The organism is Cupriavidus sp. HY129, from assembly GCF_059492215.1.
The window spans coordinates 2521797-2541627 of record NZ_CP083254.1 but is presented as its reverse complement, the minus strand read 5'-3'; the positions used below and the strand labels follow the sequence as shown (position 1 = coordinate 2541627).

At 64.9% G+C, this 19831-nt stretch carries 19 protein-coding genes; 8 read left to right on the top strand and 11 right to left on the bottom strand.

Annotation, left to right across the window (positions count from 1 at the left end):
- Positions 1–44 precede the first annotated feature (44 nt).
- Positions 45–1541 carry a DEAD/DEAH box helicase gene (locus tag K6G35_RS11645; protein WP_008649914.1) on the top strand — a complete coding sequence of 499 codons (1497 nt, stop codon included), beginning with the start codon at positions 45–47 and terminating at the stop codon, positions 1539–1541.
- Here K6G35_RS11645 and gluQRS read toward each other — a convergent pair.
- Complete coding sequence (gene gluQRS, locus K6G35_RS11640; RefSeq protein WP_035884824.1) at positions 1484–2416, bottom strand: tRNA glutamyl-Q(34) synthetase GluQRS; 933 nt, start codon at positions 2414–2416, stop codon at positions 1484–1486. The two genes, K6G35_RS11645 and gluQRS, sit on opposite strands and share 58 nt — an antisense overlap.
- Positions 2417–2457: 41 nt before the next feature.
- Entirely contained in the window at positions 2458–3393 is a 936-nt protein-coding gene (locus tag K6G35_RS11635; protein ID WP_008649920.1) for a LysR family transcriptional regulator, read from the bottom strand.
- A gap of 145 nt (positions 3394–3538) precedes the next feature.
- On the opposite strand from K6G35_RS11635, the gene K6G35_RS11630 reads away from it, so the two are divergent.
- Both K6G35_RS11630 and K6G35_RS11625 read left to right on the top strand, forming a co-directional pair.
- A complete protein-coding gene (locus K6G35_RS11630) occupies positions 3539–4237 on the top strand; it encodes a pirin family protein (RefSeq protein WP_035884825.1) in 699 nt (232 codons plus the stop codon).
- 195 nt (positions 4238–4432) lie between these two features.
- Positions 4433–5413: a CobD/CbiB family protein gene (locus K6G35_RS11625; protein ID WP_008649924.1), complete on the top strand. Its 981-nt coding sequence runs from the start codon at positions 4433–4435 to the stop codon at positions 5411–5413.
- A gap of 75 nt (positions 5414–5488) precedes the next feature.
- On the opposite strand, the gene K6G35_RS11620 is transcribed toward K6G35_RS11625, so the two are convergent.
- The 3 genes from K6G35_RS11620 to K6G35_RS11610 are packed head-to-tail and all read right to left on the bottom strand — an operon-like array spanning position 5489 to position 8059.
- Entirely contained in the window at positions 5489–5806 is a 318-nt protein-coding gene (locus K6G35_RS11620; protein ID WP_008649925.1) for a putative signal transducing protein, read from the bottom strand.
- Between the two features lie 34 nt (positions 5807–5840).
- Positions 5841–6812 (bottom strand): ribosome small subunit-dependent GTPase A, encoded by a 972-nt coding sequence (gene rsgA, locus K6G35_RS11615; protein WP_008649927.1) that lies wholly within the window; start codon positions 6810–6812, stop codon positions 5841–5843.
- The gene (locus K6G35_RS11610; protein WP_035884826.1) at positions 6809–8059 is read right to left on the bottom strand and encodes a M48 family metallopeptidase; all 1251 of its coding nucleotides are present in this window, start codon (positions 8057–8059) and stop codon (positions 6809–6811) included. Before K6G35_RS11610 ends, rsgA begins: the two co-directional genes overlap by 4 nt.
- Before the next feature lie 152 nt (positions 8060–8211).
- Here K6G35_RS11610 and orn point away from each other — a divergent pair, with 152 nt between their 5' ends.
- Both orn and K6G35_RS11600 read left to right on the top strand, forming a co-directional pair.
- On the top strand, positions 8212–8829 hold the full coding sequence (orn, locus tag K6G35_RS11605) for an oligoribonuclease (protein ID WP_040011205.1): 618 nt from the start codon (positions 8212–8214) through the stop codon (positions 8827–8829).
- A gap of 73 nt (positions 8830–8902) precedes the next feature.
- Positions 8903–9784 carry an AEC family transporter gene (locus K6G35_RS11600; RefSeq protein WP_008649930.1) on the top strand — a complete coding sequence of 294 codons (882 nt, stop codon included), beginning with the start codon at positions 8903–8905 and terminating at the stop codon, positions 9782–9784.
- Between the two features lie 64 nt (positions 9785–9848).
- On the opposite strand, the gene mog is transcribed toward K6G35_RS11600, so the two are convergent.
- Both mog and yjgA read right to left on the bottom strand, forming a co-directional pair.
- Entirely contained in the window at positions 9849–10499 is a 651-nt protein-coding gene (gene mog, locus K6G35_RS11595; RefSeq protein ID WP_286881498.1) for a molybdopterin adenylyltransferase, read from the bottom strand.
- The gene (gene yjgA / locus K6G35_RS11590; RefSeq protein WP_411860074.1) at positions 10496–11095 is read right to left on the bottom strand and encodes a ribosome biogenesis factor YjgA; all 600 of its coding nucleotides are present in this window, start codon (positions 11093–11095) and stop codon (positions 10496–10498) included. Before yjgA ends, mog begins: the two co-directional genes overlap by 4 nt.
- Positions 11096–11152: 57 nt before the next feature.
- Between yjgA and pmbA the strand changes: the two genes are divergently transcribed.
- The gene (gene pmbA / locus K6G35_RS11585) at positions 11153–12520 is read left to right on the top strand and encodes a metalloprotease PmbA (protein WP_011517150.1); all 1368 of its coding nucleotides are present in this window, start codon (positions 11153–11155) and stop codon (positions 12518–12520) included.
- A gap of 98 nt (positions 12521–12618) precedes the next feature.
- On the opposite strand, the gene K6G35_RS11580 is transcribed toward pmbA, so the two are convergent.
- The 3 genes from K6G35_RS11580 to K6G35_RS11570 all read right to left on the bottom strand — a co-directional run bounded on the left by K6G35_RS11580 (position 12619) and on the right by K6G35_RS11570 (position 14716).
- Positions 12619–13119 (bottom strand): dihydrofolate reductase, encoded by a 501-nt coding sequence (locus K6G35_RS11580; RefSeq protein ID WP_035884828.1) that lies wholly within the window; start codon positions 13117–13119, stop codon positions 12619–12621.
- Positions 13116–13910, bottom strand: coding sequence for a thymidylate synthase (locus K6G35_RS11575; RefSeq protein ID WP_495675752.1), 795 nt, complete (start codon positions 13908–13910; stop codon positions 13116–13118). The genes K6G35_RS11580 and K6G35_RS11575 overlap by 4 nt, the downstream gene beginning before the upstream one ends.
- 107 nt (positions 13911–14017) lie before the next feature.
- Entirely contained in the window at positions 14018–14716 is a 699-nt protein-coding gene (locus K6G35_RS11570) for a TerC family protein (RefSeq protein WP_008649936.1), read from the bottom strand.
- Positions 14717–15285: 569 nt separating this feature from the next.
- On the opposite strand from K6G35_RS11570, the gene egtD reads away from it, so the two are divergent.
- The gene (gene egtD / locus K6G35_RS11565) at positions 15286–16374 is read left to right on the top strand and encodes an L-histidine N(alpha)-methyltransferase (RefSeq protein ID WP_035884829.1); all 1089 of its coding nucleotides are present in this window, start codon (positions 15286–15288) and stop codon (positions 16372–16374) included.
- A 130-nt stretch (positions 16375–16504) separates the two neighbouring features.
- Complete coding sequence (egtB, locus tag K6G35_RS11560; protein ID WP_008649940.1) at positions 16505–17761, top strand: ergothioneine biosynthesis protein EgtB; 1257 nt, start codon at positions 16505–16507, stop codon at positions 17759–17761.
- Positions 17762–17836: 75 nt separating this feature from the next.
- Here egtB and K6G35_RS11555 read toward each other — a convergent pair whose 3' ends face one another.
- Positions 17837–19762 (bottom strand): DEAD/DEAH box helicase, encoded by a 1926-nt coding sequence (locus tag K6G35_RS11555; RefSeq protein WP_495675751.1) that lies wholly within the window; start codon positions 19760–19762, stop codon positions 17837–17839.
- Positions 19763–19831: the final 69 nt, after the last annotated feature.

Below are 19831 nucleotides of genomic sequence, written 5' to 3'. Positions count from 1 at the left end.
TGTCCGATTGCGACGGCTTCGCGCCCTGCACAGACACCTCAACCATGACGATGACAACCACACAAGACCAGGCCCCAGCAGCAGAGCAGACGTTCGAAAGCTTCGGGCTGGATCCGCGCGTTCTGCGCGCCTTGACCGAACAGGGTTACACCAAGCCGACGCCGATTCAGGCACAGGCGATTCCCGTGGTGTTGCTGGGCAAGGATGTGATGGGCGCCGCGCAGACCGGCACCGGCAAGACCGCCGGTTTCGCGCTGCCGATCATTCAGCGGCTGCTGCCGCTCGCCAACGCGAGTGCCTCTCCGGCGCGTCACCCGGTGCGCGCGCTGATGCTGACGCCGACGCGCGAACTGGCCGATCAGGTCTACGACAACGTCGCCCGGTATGCCAAGCATACTGACCTGCGCAGCACGGTGGTCTTCGGTGGCGTCGACATGAACCCGCAGACCGATGCGCTGCGCCGTGGCGTGGAAATCCTCGTGGCCACGCCGGGTCGTCTGCTCGATCACGTGCAGCAGAAGTCGGTGAACCTGTCGCAGGTGCAGATGCTGGTGCTCGACGAAGCCGACCGCATGCTCGACATGGGCTTCCTGCCCGACCTGCAACGCATCATCAACCTGCTGCCGGCGCAGCGCCAGACGCTGCTGTTCTCGGCCACGTTCTCGCCCGAAATCAAGAAGCTGGCCTCCAGCTACCTGAAGCAGCCGGTGACGATCGAAGTGGCGCGCAGCAACTCGACCAACGAGAACGTGCGTCAGGTGGTGTATCAGGTGCAGGATGGCCACAAGCAGGCCGCCGTGGTGCATCTGCTCAAGCAGCGCGCCAACGAACAGCAGTCGCGCCAGTGCATCGTTTTCGTCAACAGCAAGATTGGTTGCTCGCGTCTGGCGCGTCATCTGGAGCGCGAGGGCATCAACGCCGCCGCGATTCACGGCGACAAGACGCAGACCGAGCGTATGCAGACGCTCGACGGTTTCAAGAATGGCACGATCGACGCGCTGGTGGCCACCGATGTGGCGGCCCGTGGTCTGGACATTCCCGCCATGCCCTGCGTGATCAACTTCGACCTGCCGTTCAGTGCGGAAGACTACGTGCACCGCATCGGCCGCACAGGCCGGGCTGGCGCCAGCGGCGACGCGCTTTCGATCTTCGTGCCGGGCAATGACGACCGTCTGCTGGCCGATATCGAGAAGCTGATCAAGCGCAGCATTCCGCGTGGCTCGCTGGACGGCTTCGATCCGACCGGCGAGCGTGCGCGTCAGGAAGACAGCGATCGTCGCCGCGCGCGTTCGGAAGTTCGCCGCGTTCGCGACAATGGCGAGGGCGAGGAGCAGCAGCGCCGCCGCCGTACCGAGCCGAATGGTCGCCAGGCGTTCCGTCCGTCGGACGATCCGTTCTTCTCGCGTCCGTACGAGCCGTCAGGCAACTACACGCCGGCACCGAAGACCGAGGAACAACTGGCCGCCGCGCTGACGCGTGGACGTCAGGCGCCCAAGCGCCCCGTGGCCGCGCTGCTGGGCGGCGCGCCGCGCAAGTCCTGAACGGCGCGAAGCCGTTCCAGCCACTGACCGGTTGCGGTCGCCAGCCAGGCGGCCACGGTCTTCTCCTGATTCACGATGCCCAGATGCGTTCCCGCGGTGCGGAGCGCATCGAGCGGCGCCGAAGCATCGAGCGCTTGCGCGCCGCTCTGCTTGCTCAATTTCTCTCCGACTGCGTTGACCACCACCGGCACGTGCAGATAGCCCGGCGTCGGCAAGCCCAGCAAATGCTGGAGGTGGATCTGTCGCGGTGTCGAATCCAGCAGGTCCGCTCCGCGCACGATATGCGTGATGCCCTGCGCGGCGTCATCGACCACGACCGCAAGCTGATAGGCCCATAGCCCATCGGCCCGTCTCAGTACGAAATCCCCGAGTTCCGTTTCAAGGTTCTGGCATTGGCGGCCCTGCCAGCGGTCGTCAAAGCAGATCGTTGCCGCCGGGCCATCTGGCACGCGCACGCGCCAGGCGCGTGGCAGCTTGCCATGCAGGCCATTGCGGCAAGTGCCCGGGTAGCCGAGTGTCTGATGCCGTTCGCGCACGTGCACGAGCGAATCGGCGATCTCCTTGCGTGTGCAGCCGCACGGGTAGAGATTGCCGGCGGCATCGAGGTGACGCAGCGCCTCCGCGTACAGGCCCTCGCGACGGCTTTGCCAGACGGGCGGTTCGTCCGGGTGCAGGCCCAGCGCGTCAAGTGTGCGCAGGATGTCTTCGTCGGCGCCCCTGACGCAGCGCGGGTAGTCGATGTCCTCGATTCGCACGAGCCAGTCGCCGCCATGGGCGCGTGCGTCCAGCCAGCTCGCCAGCGCGGTAACCAGGGAGCCCAGATGGAGCGGGCCGGTGGGGGAGGGCGCGAAACGGCCCCGGTAGCGTTGTGACATGGAACTGCGGGATTCAGTCGACCTGTTTCAGTCGCTCTGTTTCAATCGGTCTGATCTAGCGGAGAGTGCGCCGGCTGAAGCAATAGCGCCTGTGCCAGCCGAGGGTCCTCGAGCTTGTTCGTCCACCACTGCAGCGCCTTGCCGCGCGTGTTCGTCCGCCAGGCTACCTTGAAGTTTCCGGGGGCGCGTACCTCCACGGTCTCCCGGGCCTGCAGCACGCCGCTTTCGATATGCGGTTGGGCCAGTGGCGCGGGCAGCCAGCCGCAGCCCAGGCCGCGGATCTGCGCTTCGAGCTTGTCGCGCATGGTGGGCACCACCAGCACATCCTGGCCGGCCAGCACGCCGTGGGTGCGCGCGGGCAGGTTGCGCGACGTATCGCCCACGGCCACGATGCGGTGCTTGGCGATCTCGATCGTCGTGAGCGGCCCTTCAATGGCGGCCAGCGGATGATGCGCGGCCACCGCGAACACGAATGGCATGGCACCAAGGGCACGCACCTGGAAGCCCTGCGTGCTTGGCGCCTCGTAGGCGCCGCCGATGATCAGATCCGCGCGATTGCTGACCAGCGCATCCCATGCGCCACCCAGCACCTCCTTGGAAAAGCGCAGCCGCGTGGCGGTGTTCTCGGCGTAGAAATCCTGGATCACGGGCAGCAGGGCGCGGAAATTGACGAGGTCGTCGACGGTGATGTTCAGGCTGGCCTCCCAGCCGGTGGCCAGTCGCTTGACGCGTCGCTCCAGGTCGTCGGCCGCGCGCAGGAGGTGGCGGCCCTCGTCGAGCAGCGCCCGGCCAGCCGGTGTCAACTCGGCGCGATGGCGGCGCCGGTCGAACAGCAGCACGTCGAGATCTTCCTCGAGCTTGCGGACGACATAGGTCAGGGCGGAGGGCACCTTGCCCATCTCGTGGGCGGCGGCGGCAAAGCTGCCTTTGCGCTCGATGGCGTCAAGGACTTCGAGGGATTCCAGGGACAGGGCCATATTCAGATTTTCTGAATGACTGCTTCTAATGTGGTGCCCGCCAATATACTCCCGCTGCCCTAAACTGCCTAGCATCGAAACGCCCCTGACCCATATGGATCTAGCCATCTGGGTCGATAGCCAGGCCACAAGGAGGGCCATCAAAATGATTGAAATCCGTAAATCTGAAGAGCGTGGGTATGCGGACCATGGCTGGCTCAAGTCGTACCACAGCTTCTCGTTTGCTGATTACTACGATCCGCGCCATGTCCAGTTCGGGTCGCTGCGCGTGATCAACGAGGACCGTGTGGCGCCGGGCATGGGCTTCGGCACGCACGGGCACCGGGACATGGAGATCATCAGCTATGTGCTTGAAGGCGAGCTGGCCCACAAGGACAGCATGGGCAACGGCAGCGTGATCCGTCCGGGCGATGTGCAGCGCATGAGCGCCGGCACGGGCGTGCGCCATTCGGAATACAACCACGCGGCGCACGATACGACGCATTTCCTGCAGATCTGGATCATGCCGAACGAGACCGGCATCGAACCCGGCTACGAGGAAAAGCGCTTCGAAGCCGCCGACAAGCGCGGTCGCCTGCGCCTGGTGGGGAGCCCGGACGGCGCCGAAGGTTCGGTGGTGATCCATCAGGATGTGCGCCTGTACGCGGGCCTGTTCGATGGCGATGAAACTGCCACGCTGTCGTTGGCACCGGGCCGCCGCGCCTATGTCCACGTGGCGCGTGGGCGCATCAGCATGAACGGCCAGGCGCTCGAGGCCGGCGACGCTGCGAAGCTGGAAGACGTGGAAACCGTGAACCTGTCGCAAGGCAGCGGGGCCGAGGTGCTGGTCTTCGATCTCTCCTGACCGGCTCATCCGTTTCCTACCCCGTGGCATTGACGCCCGCTTCGGCGGGCGTTTTGTATTTTTGCCGCTTTTAGCTTTTTGCTTACCAGTGCTTACACGAGTATTGCAAAGCCACCGAAGCGCTATGCTATCGTCTGGCTATACGGCCAAGGGACCGCCGCGGCACTTCGCCGCACACCGATTAATCGTCACCTGATGACTTTCGTTTCCATTCTTCTGGCGCTGATTGCCGAACAGTTCCGCGCCTTGGGTCGGAACAATCCGATTTTCGACATCGTGCGCGTGCTGGGCGACCGGGCCGAGCACGCATTCGATACCGGTCGCCCGCGCGACGCCGCGCTGGCCTGGCTGACCGTGGTATTACCGCTGACGCTGGCGGTAGTGATCGTCCACTATCTGCTGTCTTCGATCAGCATCGCGCTGACGCTGGTCTGGAATGTGCTGCTGCTGTACCTGACCCTCGGGTTCCGGCAGTTCAGCCACTACTTCACCGACATCCACGAGGCGCTCAACCGCGACGACCTGCATACCGCGAGGACGATCCTGCACGAGTGGACCGGGCTCGATACCGTCGAAATGCCGGTCAGCGAGATCGTGCGTCATACGCTTGAAGCGGCGATCGTCGCCGTGCACCGTCATGTCTTTGGCGTGTTCTTCTGGTTCCTGGTGCCGATCGGCCCGGGTGGCGTGATCCTCTATCGCACCGCCGAGTATCTGAGCCGGCAGTGGAACAGCCCGTCCAACGAACGCAGCCCGGCCCTGGGTTGCTTTGCCGCGCAGGCGTTCTACGTGCTCGATTGGGTCCCGTCGCGCCTGACCTCGATTGGGTTTGCGATCGTCGGCAACTTCGAGGATGCGGTCTACGCGTGGCGCAACCACGCGCGCAAATGGAACGATGCGGTCAACGGCATCCTGCTTGCCAGTGGTGGCGGGGCGCTTGGCGTCCGGCTCGGCGCGCCGCTGGCCGAGGACGATTCGAGTGTGATGCTGCGCATGAGCGTGGCGGGCGTCGACTATGCTCCTGGCATGGACGATGGTTCGGACCCCGTGCCGCCCGAATTTGGCAGCGATCCGGGTGTTCGCACGCTGCAATCGGCGGTTGGTCTGGTCTGGCGTGCCGTGGTCCTCTGGATGATTCTGCTGGCGATGATCTCGCTGGCGTTGTGGGTGGGTTGAGCCCGCAGCGACTCTCGCAAAGGAAAAAGCGCCACGTTGGCGCTTTTTCCTTTCTCCCGGCGGCCGATGGCTGGTCTATCCGACGGCCTGCTCCTGTGGCTGCCCACAGCGCCAGCACGCCGCGAACTGCGCCTCATGCCATTCTCCGCAGTGCCGGCACTGCCAGTGCGGACCCGGCCTCGGGTTTGCCGCGGCATTCAGCACCGCCCAGGCATCGGTTTCGGTAGAGTCATCGAGAATCCAAACCTGAGGTGCGCTTTCCTGCAGCGGGATATCACCCGCCGCGCCCGCCAGCCATGTGTTGCGGACCTCGGCCTGGATGCCCGCCGCGCGCAGCACGTTTTCGCAGTGCGCGGCGTGGACCAGCGATGGCGTCCTCAGCAGCAGTTTCATGATGGTGCGAAGCGAACGGGCAGGTGCGCTTACCTTACCACGGCTTCTGCTGGCGTGACTCGTGCAGCAACTGCGTGTAGAGCTGATGCCGGCGGGTGGAAATCGTGCCGTCGTCGATGGCCTGCAGCACCCCGCAGCCTGGCTCGTTGATGTGATGGCAGTTGTAGAATCGGCATTCGGTCAGCCGTGGCCGGAACTCCGGAAATGCCCGCTCGAGCATGCCTTCGCTCAGGTGGTGCAGTCCGAATTCCTGGAAGCCTGGCGAGTCGATCAGATAGCCCGGACGGCCGTCGACCACTGCCCATTCCTCGGGCAGGTGGTACAGGCGGGTGAACGTGGTGGTGTGCTTGCCCGAGTCGAGCTTCGCGGAGATCTCGCGCGTCTGCGCTTCCACACCCGGGATCAGCAGGTTCAGCAGCGACGACTTGCCCATGCCGGACTGGCCGATCATGATGCTGGAGACGCCCGCCGTACGCGGCTTGAGCGCGGCGAGCGCCTCTTCCGGGCGCCCGTGCACGGATAGCTCCAGCGTCTCGTAGCCCAGGTCCTGGTAGAGCTTCAGCCGCCGCCGCGCGTCATCGAGCCGCGCGGTCAGGTCGGTCTTGTTCAGGATCACCAGCGGCCGGATTTCCAGCGCTTCGGCCGAAACCAGGGCGCGGCCCAGCAGGTCTTCGGAGAAGCTGGGCTCGGTGGCCAGGACGATGATGACCTGGTCGATATTCGCAGCCAGCAGCTTCGACTTGAACTGGTCGGAGCGGTGCAGCAGGTTCTTGCGCGGATCGATCGCGGTGATCACACCCTGATCCACCGAGGCCAGTTCCACGCGTACATGGTCGCCCACGGCGGCATCGCTCTTCTTGCCACGCGGAAACGCATGCAGGTGCGTGCCGTCCGCGCGTTCCACGACATAGTGCCGGCCGTGTGCCGCGACAATCAGTGCCGATTCGCTCGAGTCGTTCTTGCCGGTGCCTTTCCCGGCGTTGTGATGGCGCGCGCTGCGGGTCATGCGTGCGCCAGCAGGCGGTCGATCCGCTGGGCTGCGGGCGGATGCGAGTAGTAGAACGCGCTGTAGAGCGGGTCGGGGGTCAGCGTCGAGGCGTTGTCCTTGTACAGCTTGACCAGCGCCGAGACCAGATGGCCAGCATTGGTCTGGTGCGCGGCGAATTCGTCGGCCTCGAACTCATGCTTGCGCGACGATACGCTGGCCAGGGGGCCCAGGAAGAACGTGAATACCGGCAGCGTCAGGAAGAACAGCACCAGCGCCAGCGCGTGGTTGCTGCTGCCGAAGTTCGGCAGCACGCCCAGCCCGGTGAAGAACCATTCGCGCGTGGCCAGCCAGCCGAGCAGGGCCAGGAACACCAGCGACAGCGCAAACGTCACGATCATCATCTTGGCCACGTGACGACGCTTGAAGTGGCCCAGTTCGTGCGCCAGCACCGCTTCCACTTCCTCGCCATCCAGGCGCGACAGCAGGGTGTCGAAGAACACGATGCGCTTCGATGCGCCAAAGCCTGTGAAATAAGCGTTGCCATGGGCGCTGCGCCGGCTGCCATCCATCACGAACAGGCCCTTGCTGGCAAAGCCGCACTTGCGCAGCAGCGCCTCGATGCGCTCGCGCAGGGTTTCGTCGTTGAGCGGTTCGAACTTGTTGAACAGCGGGGCGATGAAGGTCGGGAAGATCACCTGCAGCAGCAGGCTGAACGCCATCCACAGCAGCCAGGTCCAGACCCACCAGTACGTGCCGGCCTGGTCCATCAGCCACAGCACGGCCAGCAGCAGCGGCAGGCCCAGCACGCAGGCCACCACGGCCATCTTGAGCAAGTCCGCCAGCCACAGGCCGAACGTCATCTTGTTAAAGCCGAAGCGCTCTTCGACCACGAACTGGCCGTAGAGCGAGAAGGGCAGGTCAATCAGCCCGCCAATCAGTACCACGCTGGCGATCAGCGCGACGCCATAGAAGTAGCCACCGCCGCCGAATACGTGCAGCCAGAGCTGGTTCAGCGCGTGCAGGCCGCCCAGCAGCGTGAAGCCGATCAGGACGGCCGCGCCGGCCAGCACCTCGAGCATCGACAGCCGCGTGCGTGCGATGGTGTAGTCCGCCGCTTTCTGGTGGGCGGACAATGTGATGGTGTTGGCAAAGCGTTCCGGCACGGCGCCGCGATGACGGCCCACATGGCGAATCTGGCGGCTGGCCAGCCAGAGTTTGGTCAGCACCATGACAACCAGTGCGGCAAGAAAGATCAGCGTGAACATCTGTGGGCCTTGTTGACGATGGCGCGGCGGAAGACATGCATACCTGGCCATCGGGGCGGATATGCGAGAATTATAAATTGTTCGCCCGCCGTACCCTTGGGTAACTCGTCGGGCGCTCTTATCCGACCTCCATATCGAGCCGTACCGCCAGAATGACAAGCCCTTCCGCATCCTCCGTCAAAAGTGAAAACAACCTCGTCTGGTTGGACATGGAAATGACCGGCCTGCAGCCGGACACCGACCGGATTATCGAAGTGGCGGTAGTGGTCACTGACTCCGAACTCAATATCCTGGCCGAAGGGCCGGTGCTGGTGATCCATCAGCCGGATGCCGTGCTGGACGCGATGGACAACTGGAACAAGGGTACCCATGGCCGCTCGGGCCTGATCGACAAGGTCAAGGCGTCCACGCTGACAGAAGCCCAGGCCGAGGCCGAATTGCTGGCGTTCCTGAAGCGCTGGGTGCCGGCCAACAAGTCGCCGATGTGCGGTAATTCGATCTGCCAGGACCGTCGCTTCATGGCGCGCTACATGCCCAAGCTCGAGTCGTTCTTCCACTACCGCAACCTGGACGTCTCGACGCTCAAGGAACTCTGCAAGCGCTGGGAACCGGCGATCCACAAGGGTTTCACCAAGCGCCAGCTTCACACGGCCCTGGCGGACATCCTGGAATCGGTGGAAGAACTGCGCTACTACCGCCAGCATTTCATCAAGACGTCGGCCTCCGCCACGCCCGAGGCGCCCGACGCACCCCAGGCACCAGCAGCCTGACCGTTCAAAAGTAGTACCTCCACGTGGCGGGCCGGTGCGCGGCCTCCGCCGCGCCACCCTGTCGCCCCCGCCCATGTTCACGCGCATCGTTTCGATCATCACGCCGGTCATCCTGATCATCCTGATTGGCTGGCTCTACGGACGCCGTGCCCATCCGGACATGACTGGCATCAACCGGGCGACGCTGGAAGTGATTGCGCCGTTACTTGTGGTGTCGGCGTTCATCAGCAAGGACTTCGTGCTGGCCGACCAGCTTGTCCTGCTGGCCTGCGCGGTGGCCGTGGTGATCGGCTCGGGGGTGCTGGCCTGGCTCGTGGCACGGATGATCGGGGCCAATCCCCGCACTTTCGTGCCGCCGATGATGTTCAACAACTGCGGCAACATGGGCTTGCCGCTGTCGGTGTTCGCATTCGGTCCGGCAGGCCTGGCCCCGGCCGTGGCGCTGTTCGCGGCATCGAACCTGATGCATTTCACGGTCGGCATGAAGATCGTCAACCGGCACGCATCGATGGCGCAGATCGCGCGCAACCCGATGGTGCTGGCCACGGTGGCCGGTGTGGCGTTGTCGCTGGCGAAGCCCTACTTCACCTTGCCCGAGCCGGTCTACGAGTCCATCAAGCTGCTGGGCGATGCCACGGTGCCGCTGATGCTGTTCGCGCTCGGCGTGCGTATGAAGGACGTCAGCCTGCGCAACTGGGGGATGGGGGTGCTGGGCGCAGCGGTTTGCCCGCTGGCGGGGATCGTCGTGGCGCTGGGACTGGCCTGGTGGGTGCCGATGACCGACCTGCAACGCGGACTGCTGTTCGTCTTCGCGGCGCTGCCGCCGGCAGTGCTGAACTTCCTGGTAGCCGACCACTTCCGGCAGGAGCCGGATCAGGTGGCGTCGATCGTGCTGCTCGGCAATATCGCGGCGGTGGTATTCGTGCCGATCGGGCTGTACCTGGGTTTGAAGTGAACCTTTCAGTCTTCTCCCCGCTCCCGCCGGGCGGGTGTGGGGAGAAAACGTCAAACCTCAAACTTCAAGCCGATGCCGGCTTCGGGCGCACGGCGTTCTTCGGCCGCCAGGCCTTGACCACCGCTTCATCGGTCTCGATGTACGGTCCGCCGATCAGGTCGATGCAATACGGCATGGCCGCGAACACCCCCTGAACGATCGACTTGCCATCGGCATCGCGCAGGCCTTCCAGCGTTTCGCGGATGGCGCGCGGCTGGCCGGGCAGGTTCACGATCAGCGCGGCGCGGCTCGGCGTTTCGCGGATCACGGCCACCTGGCGCGACAGAATCGCGGTCGGCACGAAATGCAGGCTGACCTGGCGCATCTGCTCGCCAAAACCCGGCATTTCCTTGGTGCCGACGGCCAGCGTGGCTTCCGGCGTCACGTCGCGGCGCGCAGGGCCGGTGCCGCCCGTGGTCAGCACCAGGTCACAGCCAGCCACGTCCACCAGTTCGATCAGCGTGCGCGAAATCTGCGCCTGCTCGTCGGGAATCAGCCGCTCCACAGACTGCCACGGCGTGGTCAGCGTCTTGCCGAACCAGTCGCGCAGCGCGGGGATGCCTTCGTCCTGGTACGTGCCGGACGACGCCCGGTCGGAAATCGACACAAAGCCGACCACCAGCTCGTCTGGGCTCTTGCGGGCGACGGGCGATGTCAGCGGGGTCTGCGGGTTCATGCTTCGGGCTCCGGTGCGTTGTCTGGGGCCGCGTCGGCGTCCTTCTCTTCCAGCGCGCTCTTGATGGCCTGGAACAACTCGCGGAAGTACTTCGGCGGCTTGGCCAGTTCCTTTTCCTTGCGGGCATTGCGGATGATGTTGCGTACCGATTGCACGTCCACGCTTGGGTGCTCGCCAAGGAACTTGGTCAGCGCGTCGTCGTCGGCCAGCAGCAACTCGCGCCAGCGCTCGATCAGGTGCATCCGGGCCGTTTCGGCCTTGCTGGTGCCCTTGAAGCCTTCCAGAGCCGCCCGGATGGTGGCAATTTCGTCGTCGTCCAGGCCACGCATGACCTTGCCGACGAACTGCATCTGGCGGCGCTTGCCTTCGTGGCTCGTGATCTTGCGGGCCGCGTGGATCGCGTCGGCCAGCGCCTCGGGCATGGGCACGCGCGCCAGCCTGTCCTTGGGCAGGGACTCCAGCTCGGCGCCAATGTCCTGCAGCGCCGTCATATCGCGCTTGCGCTGGGACTTGCTCTTGGGCAGGTCGTCCTCGTCCTCCGGGGCAAAGGCGCCCGGGAATCGGCCATTGGGATTGTTACGGGTATTTCGCGTCATGGGCGGCATTTTATCTTGCTATGATTCCCGTTTGGACTTTTGATCACGCCCGCCCATATGAGCCAGACCGCTGAACAGACCGCGCATTTCACCTACACCCAGGACCAGCTCAAGGCCATGGCGGCCGATGTGCTGCGTGTGGCACGCGAGCTAGGCGCGACGGATGCCGCCACCGAGATTTCCGAGGGCAGTGGCCTGTCGGTGTCGGTGCGCAAGGGCGAGGTGGAAACCATCGAGCAGAACCGCGACAAGGTGGTGGGTGTGACGGTGATGATCGGCAAGCGTCGCGGCAATGCCAGCACGTCGGATTTTTCGGCCGCCGCGCTGCGCGCCACGGCCGAAGCCGCGTACAACATCGCCCGTTTCACGGCCGAGGATGACTGCGCTGGCCTGGCCGAGGAAGAGTTGCTGGAGCGCGACCCCCAGGATCTGGACCTGTTCCACCCGTGGACCATCGATGCCGAAGGCGCGATCGACATTGCCCGCCGCGCCGAAGCGGCGGCTTTCGCCGTCTCGCCGAAGATTCGCAACAGCGACGGCGCGAGCGTGTCGGCCCAGCACTCGCAGTTTGTGCTGGCCACGTCGCGCGGCTTCTCGGGCGGCTATCCCTACTCGCGCCACTTCATCTCGTGTGCGCCAATCGCCGGTTCGGGCGGTGGCATGCAGCGGGATGACTGGTATTCGTCGAAGCGCGCTCCTGGAGCGCTGGCTGAGCCGGAAGCAATTGGCCGCTATGCGGCGGAGCGCGCGCTGGCCCGCCTGAACGCCCGCAAGCTGTCCACGCGCAAGTGCCCGGTGCTGTTCGAGGCGCCACTGGCTGCTGGCCTGCTGGGCGCGTTCGTGCAGGCGGTGTCGGGGGGCGCGTTGTATCGCAAGTCGACGTTCCTGTATGACACGCTGGGCAAGGAGGTTTTCGCGCCGCATATCCAGGTTTACGAACGGCCGCACGTGCCGGGCGCGATGGGCAGCGCGCCGTTCGACGAAGAGGGCGTGCGCACGCACGAACGCGACGTGGTGCGCGACGGCGTGGTGCAGGGCTACTTCCTGTCGACGTACTCGGCACGCAAACTCGGCATGAAGACTACCGGCAACGCGGGCGGCTCACATAACCTCACGCTGACCAGCTCGCAGACGCAAGCGGGCGATGATTTCGTCGGGATGCTGAAGAAGATGGGCACCGGTCTGCTGGTGACGGAGCTGATGGGGCAGGGCGTGAACTACGTGACCGGCGACTATTCGCGCGGCGCCTCGGGCTACTGGGTCGAAAACGGCGTGATCCAGTATCCGGTGGAGGAAATCACGATTGCCGGCAACATGGTCGAGATGCTGCGCCAGATCGTTGCTGTTGGTGCCGATGCGCTGGTGCGTGGCACCAAGGAGACTGGCTCGATCCTGATCGAGCAGATGACGATCGCCGGGAACTGATGGTTTGTGCGTCTCTTCCGAACGGGAGAGACGACAAGGGCCGATCAGGGACGACGAAGGGCGGCGCAAGCGGGTGAACCCGTTTGCGCCGCCCTTTTTTATTCTTCCCCGGACGCCGGCCGTTCGTACGTCACGAACGCATAGTCGAAGCCATTCGTTTCCGAATGGTGTACCTCACGCGCGGTCTCGACCCATGTCGTGCGGTCCACGGCCGGGAAGAACGCATCGCCTTCCACATCCGCGTCGATTTCCGTGACGATCAGGCGATCGGCGCTCGGCAGTGCCTCCGCATAGAGCTGCGCGCCGCCGATCAGGAATACCTGCTCCACACCAACGCACAGCCGTTGCGCATCCTCGATCGATCCCACCACATCGGCGCCCTCGATATGCAGGTCGCGGTTGCGGCTCACCACGATATTGCGGCGCCCCGGCAGCGGGCGCCCGATCGAATCCCAGGTCTTGCGACCCATGATGATCGGCGCGCCCATGGTCGTGCGCTTGAAATGCTGCAAGTCTTCCGGCAGGCGCCACGGCAAGGTGTTGTCGCGGCCGATCACGCCGTTGCGCGCGCGCGCGACGATCAGAGTCAGCAGCGTCATACGGCCACCGGCGCCTTGATCGCGGGGTGCGACTCATAGCCGACCAGTTCGAAATCGTCGTACTTGTAGTCGAAGATGCTGTCGGGACGATGCTTGATTCGCAGCGTTGGCAGCTTCATCGGCTCGCGCGAAAGCTGCGTTGCCACCTGCTCGAAGTGGTTGCTGTAGATGTGGCAGTCGCCACCGGTCCACACGAAATCGCCCACGCCCAGGTCGCATTGCTGCGCGATCATGTGCGTCAGCAGCGCGTAGCTGGCGATGTTGAACGGCACTCCGAGGAAGATGTCGGCGCTGCGCTGGTAGAGCTGGCAGGACAGCTCGCCGTCGGCCACGTAGAACTGGAAGAACGCGTGGCAGGGCGGCAGTTTCATCTGCGGGATCTCGCCCACGTTCCAGGCCGACACGATCAGCCGGCGTGAATCGGGGTTGTCGCGGATCTGGCGCACGACCTCGGTGATCTGGTCGATATGGCGACCGTCCGGCGTCGGCCATGCGCGCCACTGGTAGCCGTAGATCGGACCCAGTTCGCCATTGGCATCGGCCCATTCGTCCCAGATGGTGACGCCGTTTTCCTTCAGGTACCGGATGTTGGTCGAGCCCTGCAGGAACCACAGCAGTTCATGGATGATCGACTTCAGGTGCAGCTTTTTCGTGGTGACGACGGGAAAGCCCTCGTTCAGGTCGAAGCGCATCTGGTAGCCGAAGACCGAGCGCGTACCGGTGCCGGTGCGGTCGGACTTTTCGGTGCCATGCTCGTACACATGGCGCATGAAGTCGAGGTACTGTTTCATCGGAACAGGAAGTGGGAAGTGACGTCGGCGCGCGGGCCGCAAGCGGGGATTTTAGCCTGAAAGCAGAAAGCCGCCCGAAGGCGGCTTTCTGCGTCAGATGCGGGGTGTCAGTTGGCTTGGGTGGACGGCTCCCGGCGCTTCTGCGTCAGGTAGCCGGCGCCCAGCACACCGCCGACGATCACCAGGTACAGCGCCCACTTGACGATGGGTTGCGCCTCGAAGAACGGCTTGGTGATCGGCTCGCCCAGGATCATCTTCACAGCCGTGAAGGCCAGCACGCCGGCACCCACGTAGATGATGGACGGGAAGCGTGCCATCAGCTTGAGCACCAGGCTCGAGCCCCAGACCACGATCGGAATACTGATCAGCAGACCCAGCACCACCAGCAGGAAGCTGCCGTGGGCGGCGCCGGCCACGGCCAGCACGTTGTCCACGCCCATGACTGCGTCGGCGATGATGATCGTCTTCATCGCGCCCACCAGCGTGCTGGCGCCGCTGCCGTGCTCGTCACCGTCTTCCTCGGCGGCCAGGAGCTTGTAGGCAATCCAGACCAGCGCCAGGCCACCCACCAGCAGCAGGCCGGGGATCTTCAGCAGCCAGACCACGCCGATGGTCATTGCCGAGCGCACGACCACGGCGCCGATGGTGCCCCAGACAATGGCTTTCTTTTGCAGGTGCGGCGGCAGGTTACGCGCCGCCAGGGCGATCACGATGGCGTTGTCGCCGGCGAGTACCAGGTCGATGACGACGATCGACAGCAGTGCTGTCAGGAACTGCATCGTGAACAGATCGGTAAACCACTCCATGTAGGCTCCTCAAGTGCAAATTGCTGCGGGCCGATCGGGCCAGCAAGTTTTTTGACACCTGGGATTACGGAGCGACGGAAGTTGCCGACAAGGGCGGGACTGCCTTTGCAAACCGTAACACCAGGTTGCAAAGGTCTTGCTCGACACGCTGGCACGGTATGCGTACCAGGGTCAGCACAACCGGAGACGGGTCAGCGCCTCGGAATGACGATTGTGCTAAGGGCATGGGCCCCCAAGCTACTCCCCTTTAACTTCCCTTTGGAAGGGACGCTGACACCGGATGCTCCGGCGTTTTGCGTTGGGCGCGATTATACCGAAGCTGCGGGAAAAATGTTGCATCACCGACAATGTGTCTGAATGTATGGACAAAGTGTGTAGGCAAATGCGGGGCTGCCGGGTCATGCAATGCATGACGCACGCATATGCATATGCGCCTATGCTTGTTGGATTGGCGGTCGGTCGGTGTGCGTCAGACACGACAGGAGCGCACCCCACGCCAACCGTGTGCCCGTCGTGCCATGCGGTCTTTGAGGGATTCACGTAGTGCCCATCGACAATAAGGAAACGTCATGCCGGCTGTTACGACACCACTGAACCCGTCTCGCCCCCAGCCTCAGCCTCTCCACCACGCCAACCACCATTCCGCTCCCGAACACGCGCAGGACCCGACGCCACGCCTGGTCGTGGCGAACGGCGCCCATGCCGCGCTCCGGCCGGAATTCATTCAGCAATATCACGAGAACAGTGATGCGCTGCGCGCGGAGATCGTCTCCGGATTGCTCCGGTCGCAGGCGGGCATCAGCCCGAAGTTCTTCTACGATGTGCTCGGCTCGCGCCTGTTCGAGGCCATCACCGACTTGCCCGAGTACTACCCGACGCGCACCGAGGCGTCGATCTTCGCCAGCGTCGCCCCGGCGATCGCGGCGCGTGCCGGTAGCGGTTGCGTGCTGATCGACCTCGGCGCCGGCAACTGCGAGAAGGCCGCCCGGCTTTTCCCGAGCCTGCAGCCGGCCCAGTACGTCGCGCTCGATATCTCGGTGGATTTCCTGCGCGGCACCCTGTCCGGGTTGCAGCAACAGCATCCGCATATCCCTATGCTCGGCCTGGGCACGGACCTGTGCGGGCCACTCGACCTGCCATCCAGCGTCAGGCGTGGCCGCCGGTTGCTCTTCTACCCGGGTTCCAGCATCGGCAATTTCACACCGATTGATGCGCTGGCGCTACTGCAGCGGCTACGCGCGGTGACGGGTCATGGCGATGGTGTCCTGATCGGCGTCGACCTCTACAAGGACGCTGATACGCTGGTCGCGGCTTATGACGATGCCCTTGGTGTCACGGCCGCGTTCAATCGCAATGTGCTGCGCAATGTGAACCGGATCCTGGGCAGCGACTTCGCGCTCGAGGACTGGCGCCACGTGGCATCGTTCGATCAACAGGCATCCCGCATCCAGATGCACCTCGAGGCCGAGCGCGCGGTGACGGTTCGCTGGCCCGATGGTGAACGCAACTTTGCCAAAGGGGAGCGGATCCATACCGAGGACTCGCACAAGTATCGGCCCGAGGATTTCGCGATCCTGCTGGAATCGGCTGGTTTCACCGACCCCGTAAGCTGGACCGACCCGCGTGGCTGGTTTGCCGTTTTCCACGCGCGCGGCTGAGCGCGAGCGGAGAAGCCGCGGCGCCGGCAGGGGGATAGGGCGCGCGGGAAATGGCACCGGCTCGCCGGTGTCATAATGCGCGCAGCCGGCGTGTCCGGCTTTTCTTTCACCCTCAGTCACGGACCTTGCGATGAGCGGCTTCTCCATGCTTCCCGATCTTCACTTTACCGGCGGCAAGGCGGCGTGGCCCGATGCGCGGCGCCTGCCGCGCGAGGGGCTGGCGCAGGCGCTCGTGGAATCGCGCAACCGCACGCTGGCGTGGCTGGGTGCGTTCGGTCAGACACGCCGAGGCTGGACCGTCCCGCGTCAGTACGATTGCAACCCGCCGCTGTGGACGCTGGGCCACGTCGCCTGGCACGCCGAATGGTGGTGTCTGCGCGGTGTACGTCATCTGGAGCAGGGCGGTATCCGCCTGCCGGTGGCCAGCGAACCATCCTTGCTAGATGGCGCCGACGAGTGGTTCGATCCCGAGCGCATCGGTCCGGACGAGCGCTGGGAAATCGCGCTGCCCGATGTATCGCGCGTCAAGCAGTACGCGGCCCAGGTGCTGGATGGATTGCTGCGCCGCATCGCGCTGCTGGCCGACGATGATGACGCAACGCTGTACCCGTTCCGCCGCGCGCTGTACCACGAGGACGTCCAGGGGGAGACCATCGCGGCGTTGTTGCAATCATTGGGCGTAGCGCCGGCCGAGCCGGCGTCCGTGGGCCCGGCGGCATCGGTCTCTCACAACGACGCGCTGCATTTTCCGGGTGGAAACTTCACGCAGGGCTGGAGCGATGCCGATGGTTTCGCATGGCCCGATGAACTGCCGCCCCAGAAGGTCTATGTGCCGGCGTTCGAGATGGATGCGGCACTGGTCTCCAACGCGCAATACCTCGAGTTCGTCGAGGACGGTGGCTATGAGCATCCTGCGTACTGGTCCGCGGCGGGCCGCCAGTGGCTGATGATGCAGGAGCGGTCCGCGCCGCGCTACTGGTCTCGCCATGCGGTGACGCGAAGCTGGGTGGTATCGCGCTTCGGTGCCGAGCGCACGCTTAACCCCGATGAACCGGTGCGGCACGTGACCCTGTTCGAGGCGCAGGCATGGTGCGTGTGGGCGGGCCGCCGCCTGCCGCAGGAAGTCGAATGGGAACTGGCGGCCACGCAGAATCGCGGACTCCAGTGGGGCGCGCTGCGCGAGTGGACCGCCACGCCATACGAGCCCTACCTGGGCTTCATCGCAGAGCCGACGGACGGCGAGATCGTCGGCCGCTTCGGTACCCATCAGGTGGTGCGGGGTGTGTCGTTTGCGAGCCCTGCGCGACTGCGCCATACGCGCGCGCGAACCGCGCTGCTGCCCGAGGACGATGTCTCATTCGTTGGGTTCAGGACTTGCGCGGTGTGAGGGGGCATCAGCGGCTCGCGCTCGTCGCAGGCAAGCCGACAGCATAAAAAAAGGCACCCGAAGGTGCCTTTTTATTTATCGCTCGTAACGCGAGCGGCTGTTGCGCTGGCCGCCGAAGCCGGCGCGGTCGCCACCGCGATCACCGAACTTGCGGTCGCCGAAGCTGCGATCGCCAAAGCTACGGTCACCGAAGCTGCGGTTGCCGTCGCGCTGGCCGTCACGGTTGCCGCCAAAGCTGCGGTTACCGTCACGTTGCGCGGTGTCACGGTTGCCATCGCGCTGCGCGAAGTCGCGGTTGCCGAAGCTGCGTTCGCCACCGAAGCTGCGCTGCTGACCTTGGCCCTGGCCTTGAGTCTGGCCTTGGCCCTGGCCACGGTAGCCGCCATTGCTATTGCCATTGCTGCGGTCGCCGAAACCACGCTCGCCACGATCGCCGAAACCACCACGGTTGTCGTCGCCGAACGGACGCGGGGCGCGATCGCCGAAGCCACGGTTGTCGCTGCTGAATCGGCGTTCGCCGAAGTTGCGGTCGCCGTTACCTTCGCGGTTGCCGCGATAGCCACCGCCGTTGTTGCCGCGATAGCCGCCACCGGTGCCACCGTTGCCGCGGAAGCCGTCACGGCCGCCCGGCTTGCCGCCGAAGTTCGAGCGCGGCTTCGGCGAGCGACGCGGTTCGAAGCCTTCGATCACCGAGGCGTCGATGCGGTTGTTCGTGAAGCGCTCGATGCGGCGCCACTGGAACATGTCACCGTGGTTCACGAGGTTGATCGCCACACCCGAGCGACCGGCACGGCCGGTACGGCCAATGCGGTGCACGTAGTCTTCCGCCTGCTTGGGCAGGTCGAAGTTCACCACGTGGGTGATGTCAGGCACGTCGATGCCGCGCGCGGCCACGTCGGTGGCCACCAGCACGCGTAGATTGCCACGGCGCAGGGCCGTCAGCGTGCGGTTACGCGCGCCCTGGGTCATGTCGCCATGCAGCGCGCCGGCGGAGAAGCCGGTGTCCGACAGGCGCTCGGCCAGCGAATCGGCATCGCGCTTGGTAGCGGTGAAGACGATGGCTTGCTTGAGCGATGCATCGCGCAGCAGGTGGTCGAGCAGGCGCTCCTTGTGCGACATGTCGTCGGTGAAGTGCAGGCGCTGTTCGATGTTGCTGTGGTCGGCGCGCGCGGCGGCGATCTCGATGCGCTGCGGGTCGCGGAGCTGGCGCGAGGCCAGTTGGGCGATGCGGGCGTCGAGCGTGGCCGAGAACATCAGCGTCTGGCGCGATGCCGGCGTGGCGGCGACGATGGCGTCGATGTCGTCGGCGAAGCCCATGTCGAGCATACGGTCGGCTTCGTCGAACACCAGCATTTCCAGCGCGGACAGGTCAATGCGGCCGGCTTCGATATGGTCGAGCAGGCGGCCCGGCGTGGCCACGAGGATGTCCGGCATACGGGCCAGCATGGCCAGCTGCTTCGGGTAGGGCATGCCGCCCAGGATGCTGGCGCAGACGATACGGCGCAGATGGCGGCCATACTTGGCGGCAGCTTCGGTTACCTGCAGGGCCAGTTCACGCGTCGGCGTCAGCACCAGCAGCGACGGCTGGGCCGGAGACGGACGGGGGCGCTTGCCCTTCATGCGCTTGGCCGGTTCGGTCGGGCGATGCGTCGTGGCAGGCTTTTCGCTGATGCGCTGGATTGCGGGCAGCATGAACGCGGCGGTCTTGCCCGAGCCGGTCTGGCTGGAAACCAGCAGGTCGCGGCCGGCCAGGAAGGCGGGGATGGCCTGCGCCTGCACCGGTGTAGGTGTGTTGTAGTTGGCTTCGGCCAGTGCGCGCAGGATGGCGGGGTCGAGGCCGAGTTTTGCGAAGCCGTTTTCCGAGGCTTCCACGGCCGGTGCGGCGTCAGCGTTCAGCATGGCGTCGAGCTTGTCGAGCGGGCTGGCGGTATCGGCGGGCGTGGCGAATGCGTCGGTGGCGGAGGCAATAGGCTGCTCCGCACGGAAATCGTGCTGGGTCATGTCGTACGTCTTAAAAATGCATGGCACCCCTGGCAGATGTGCGCGAAGGGGTGGGCGCAGTGCAAAGTC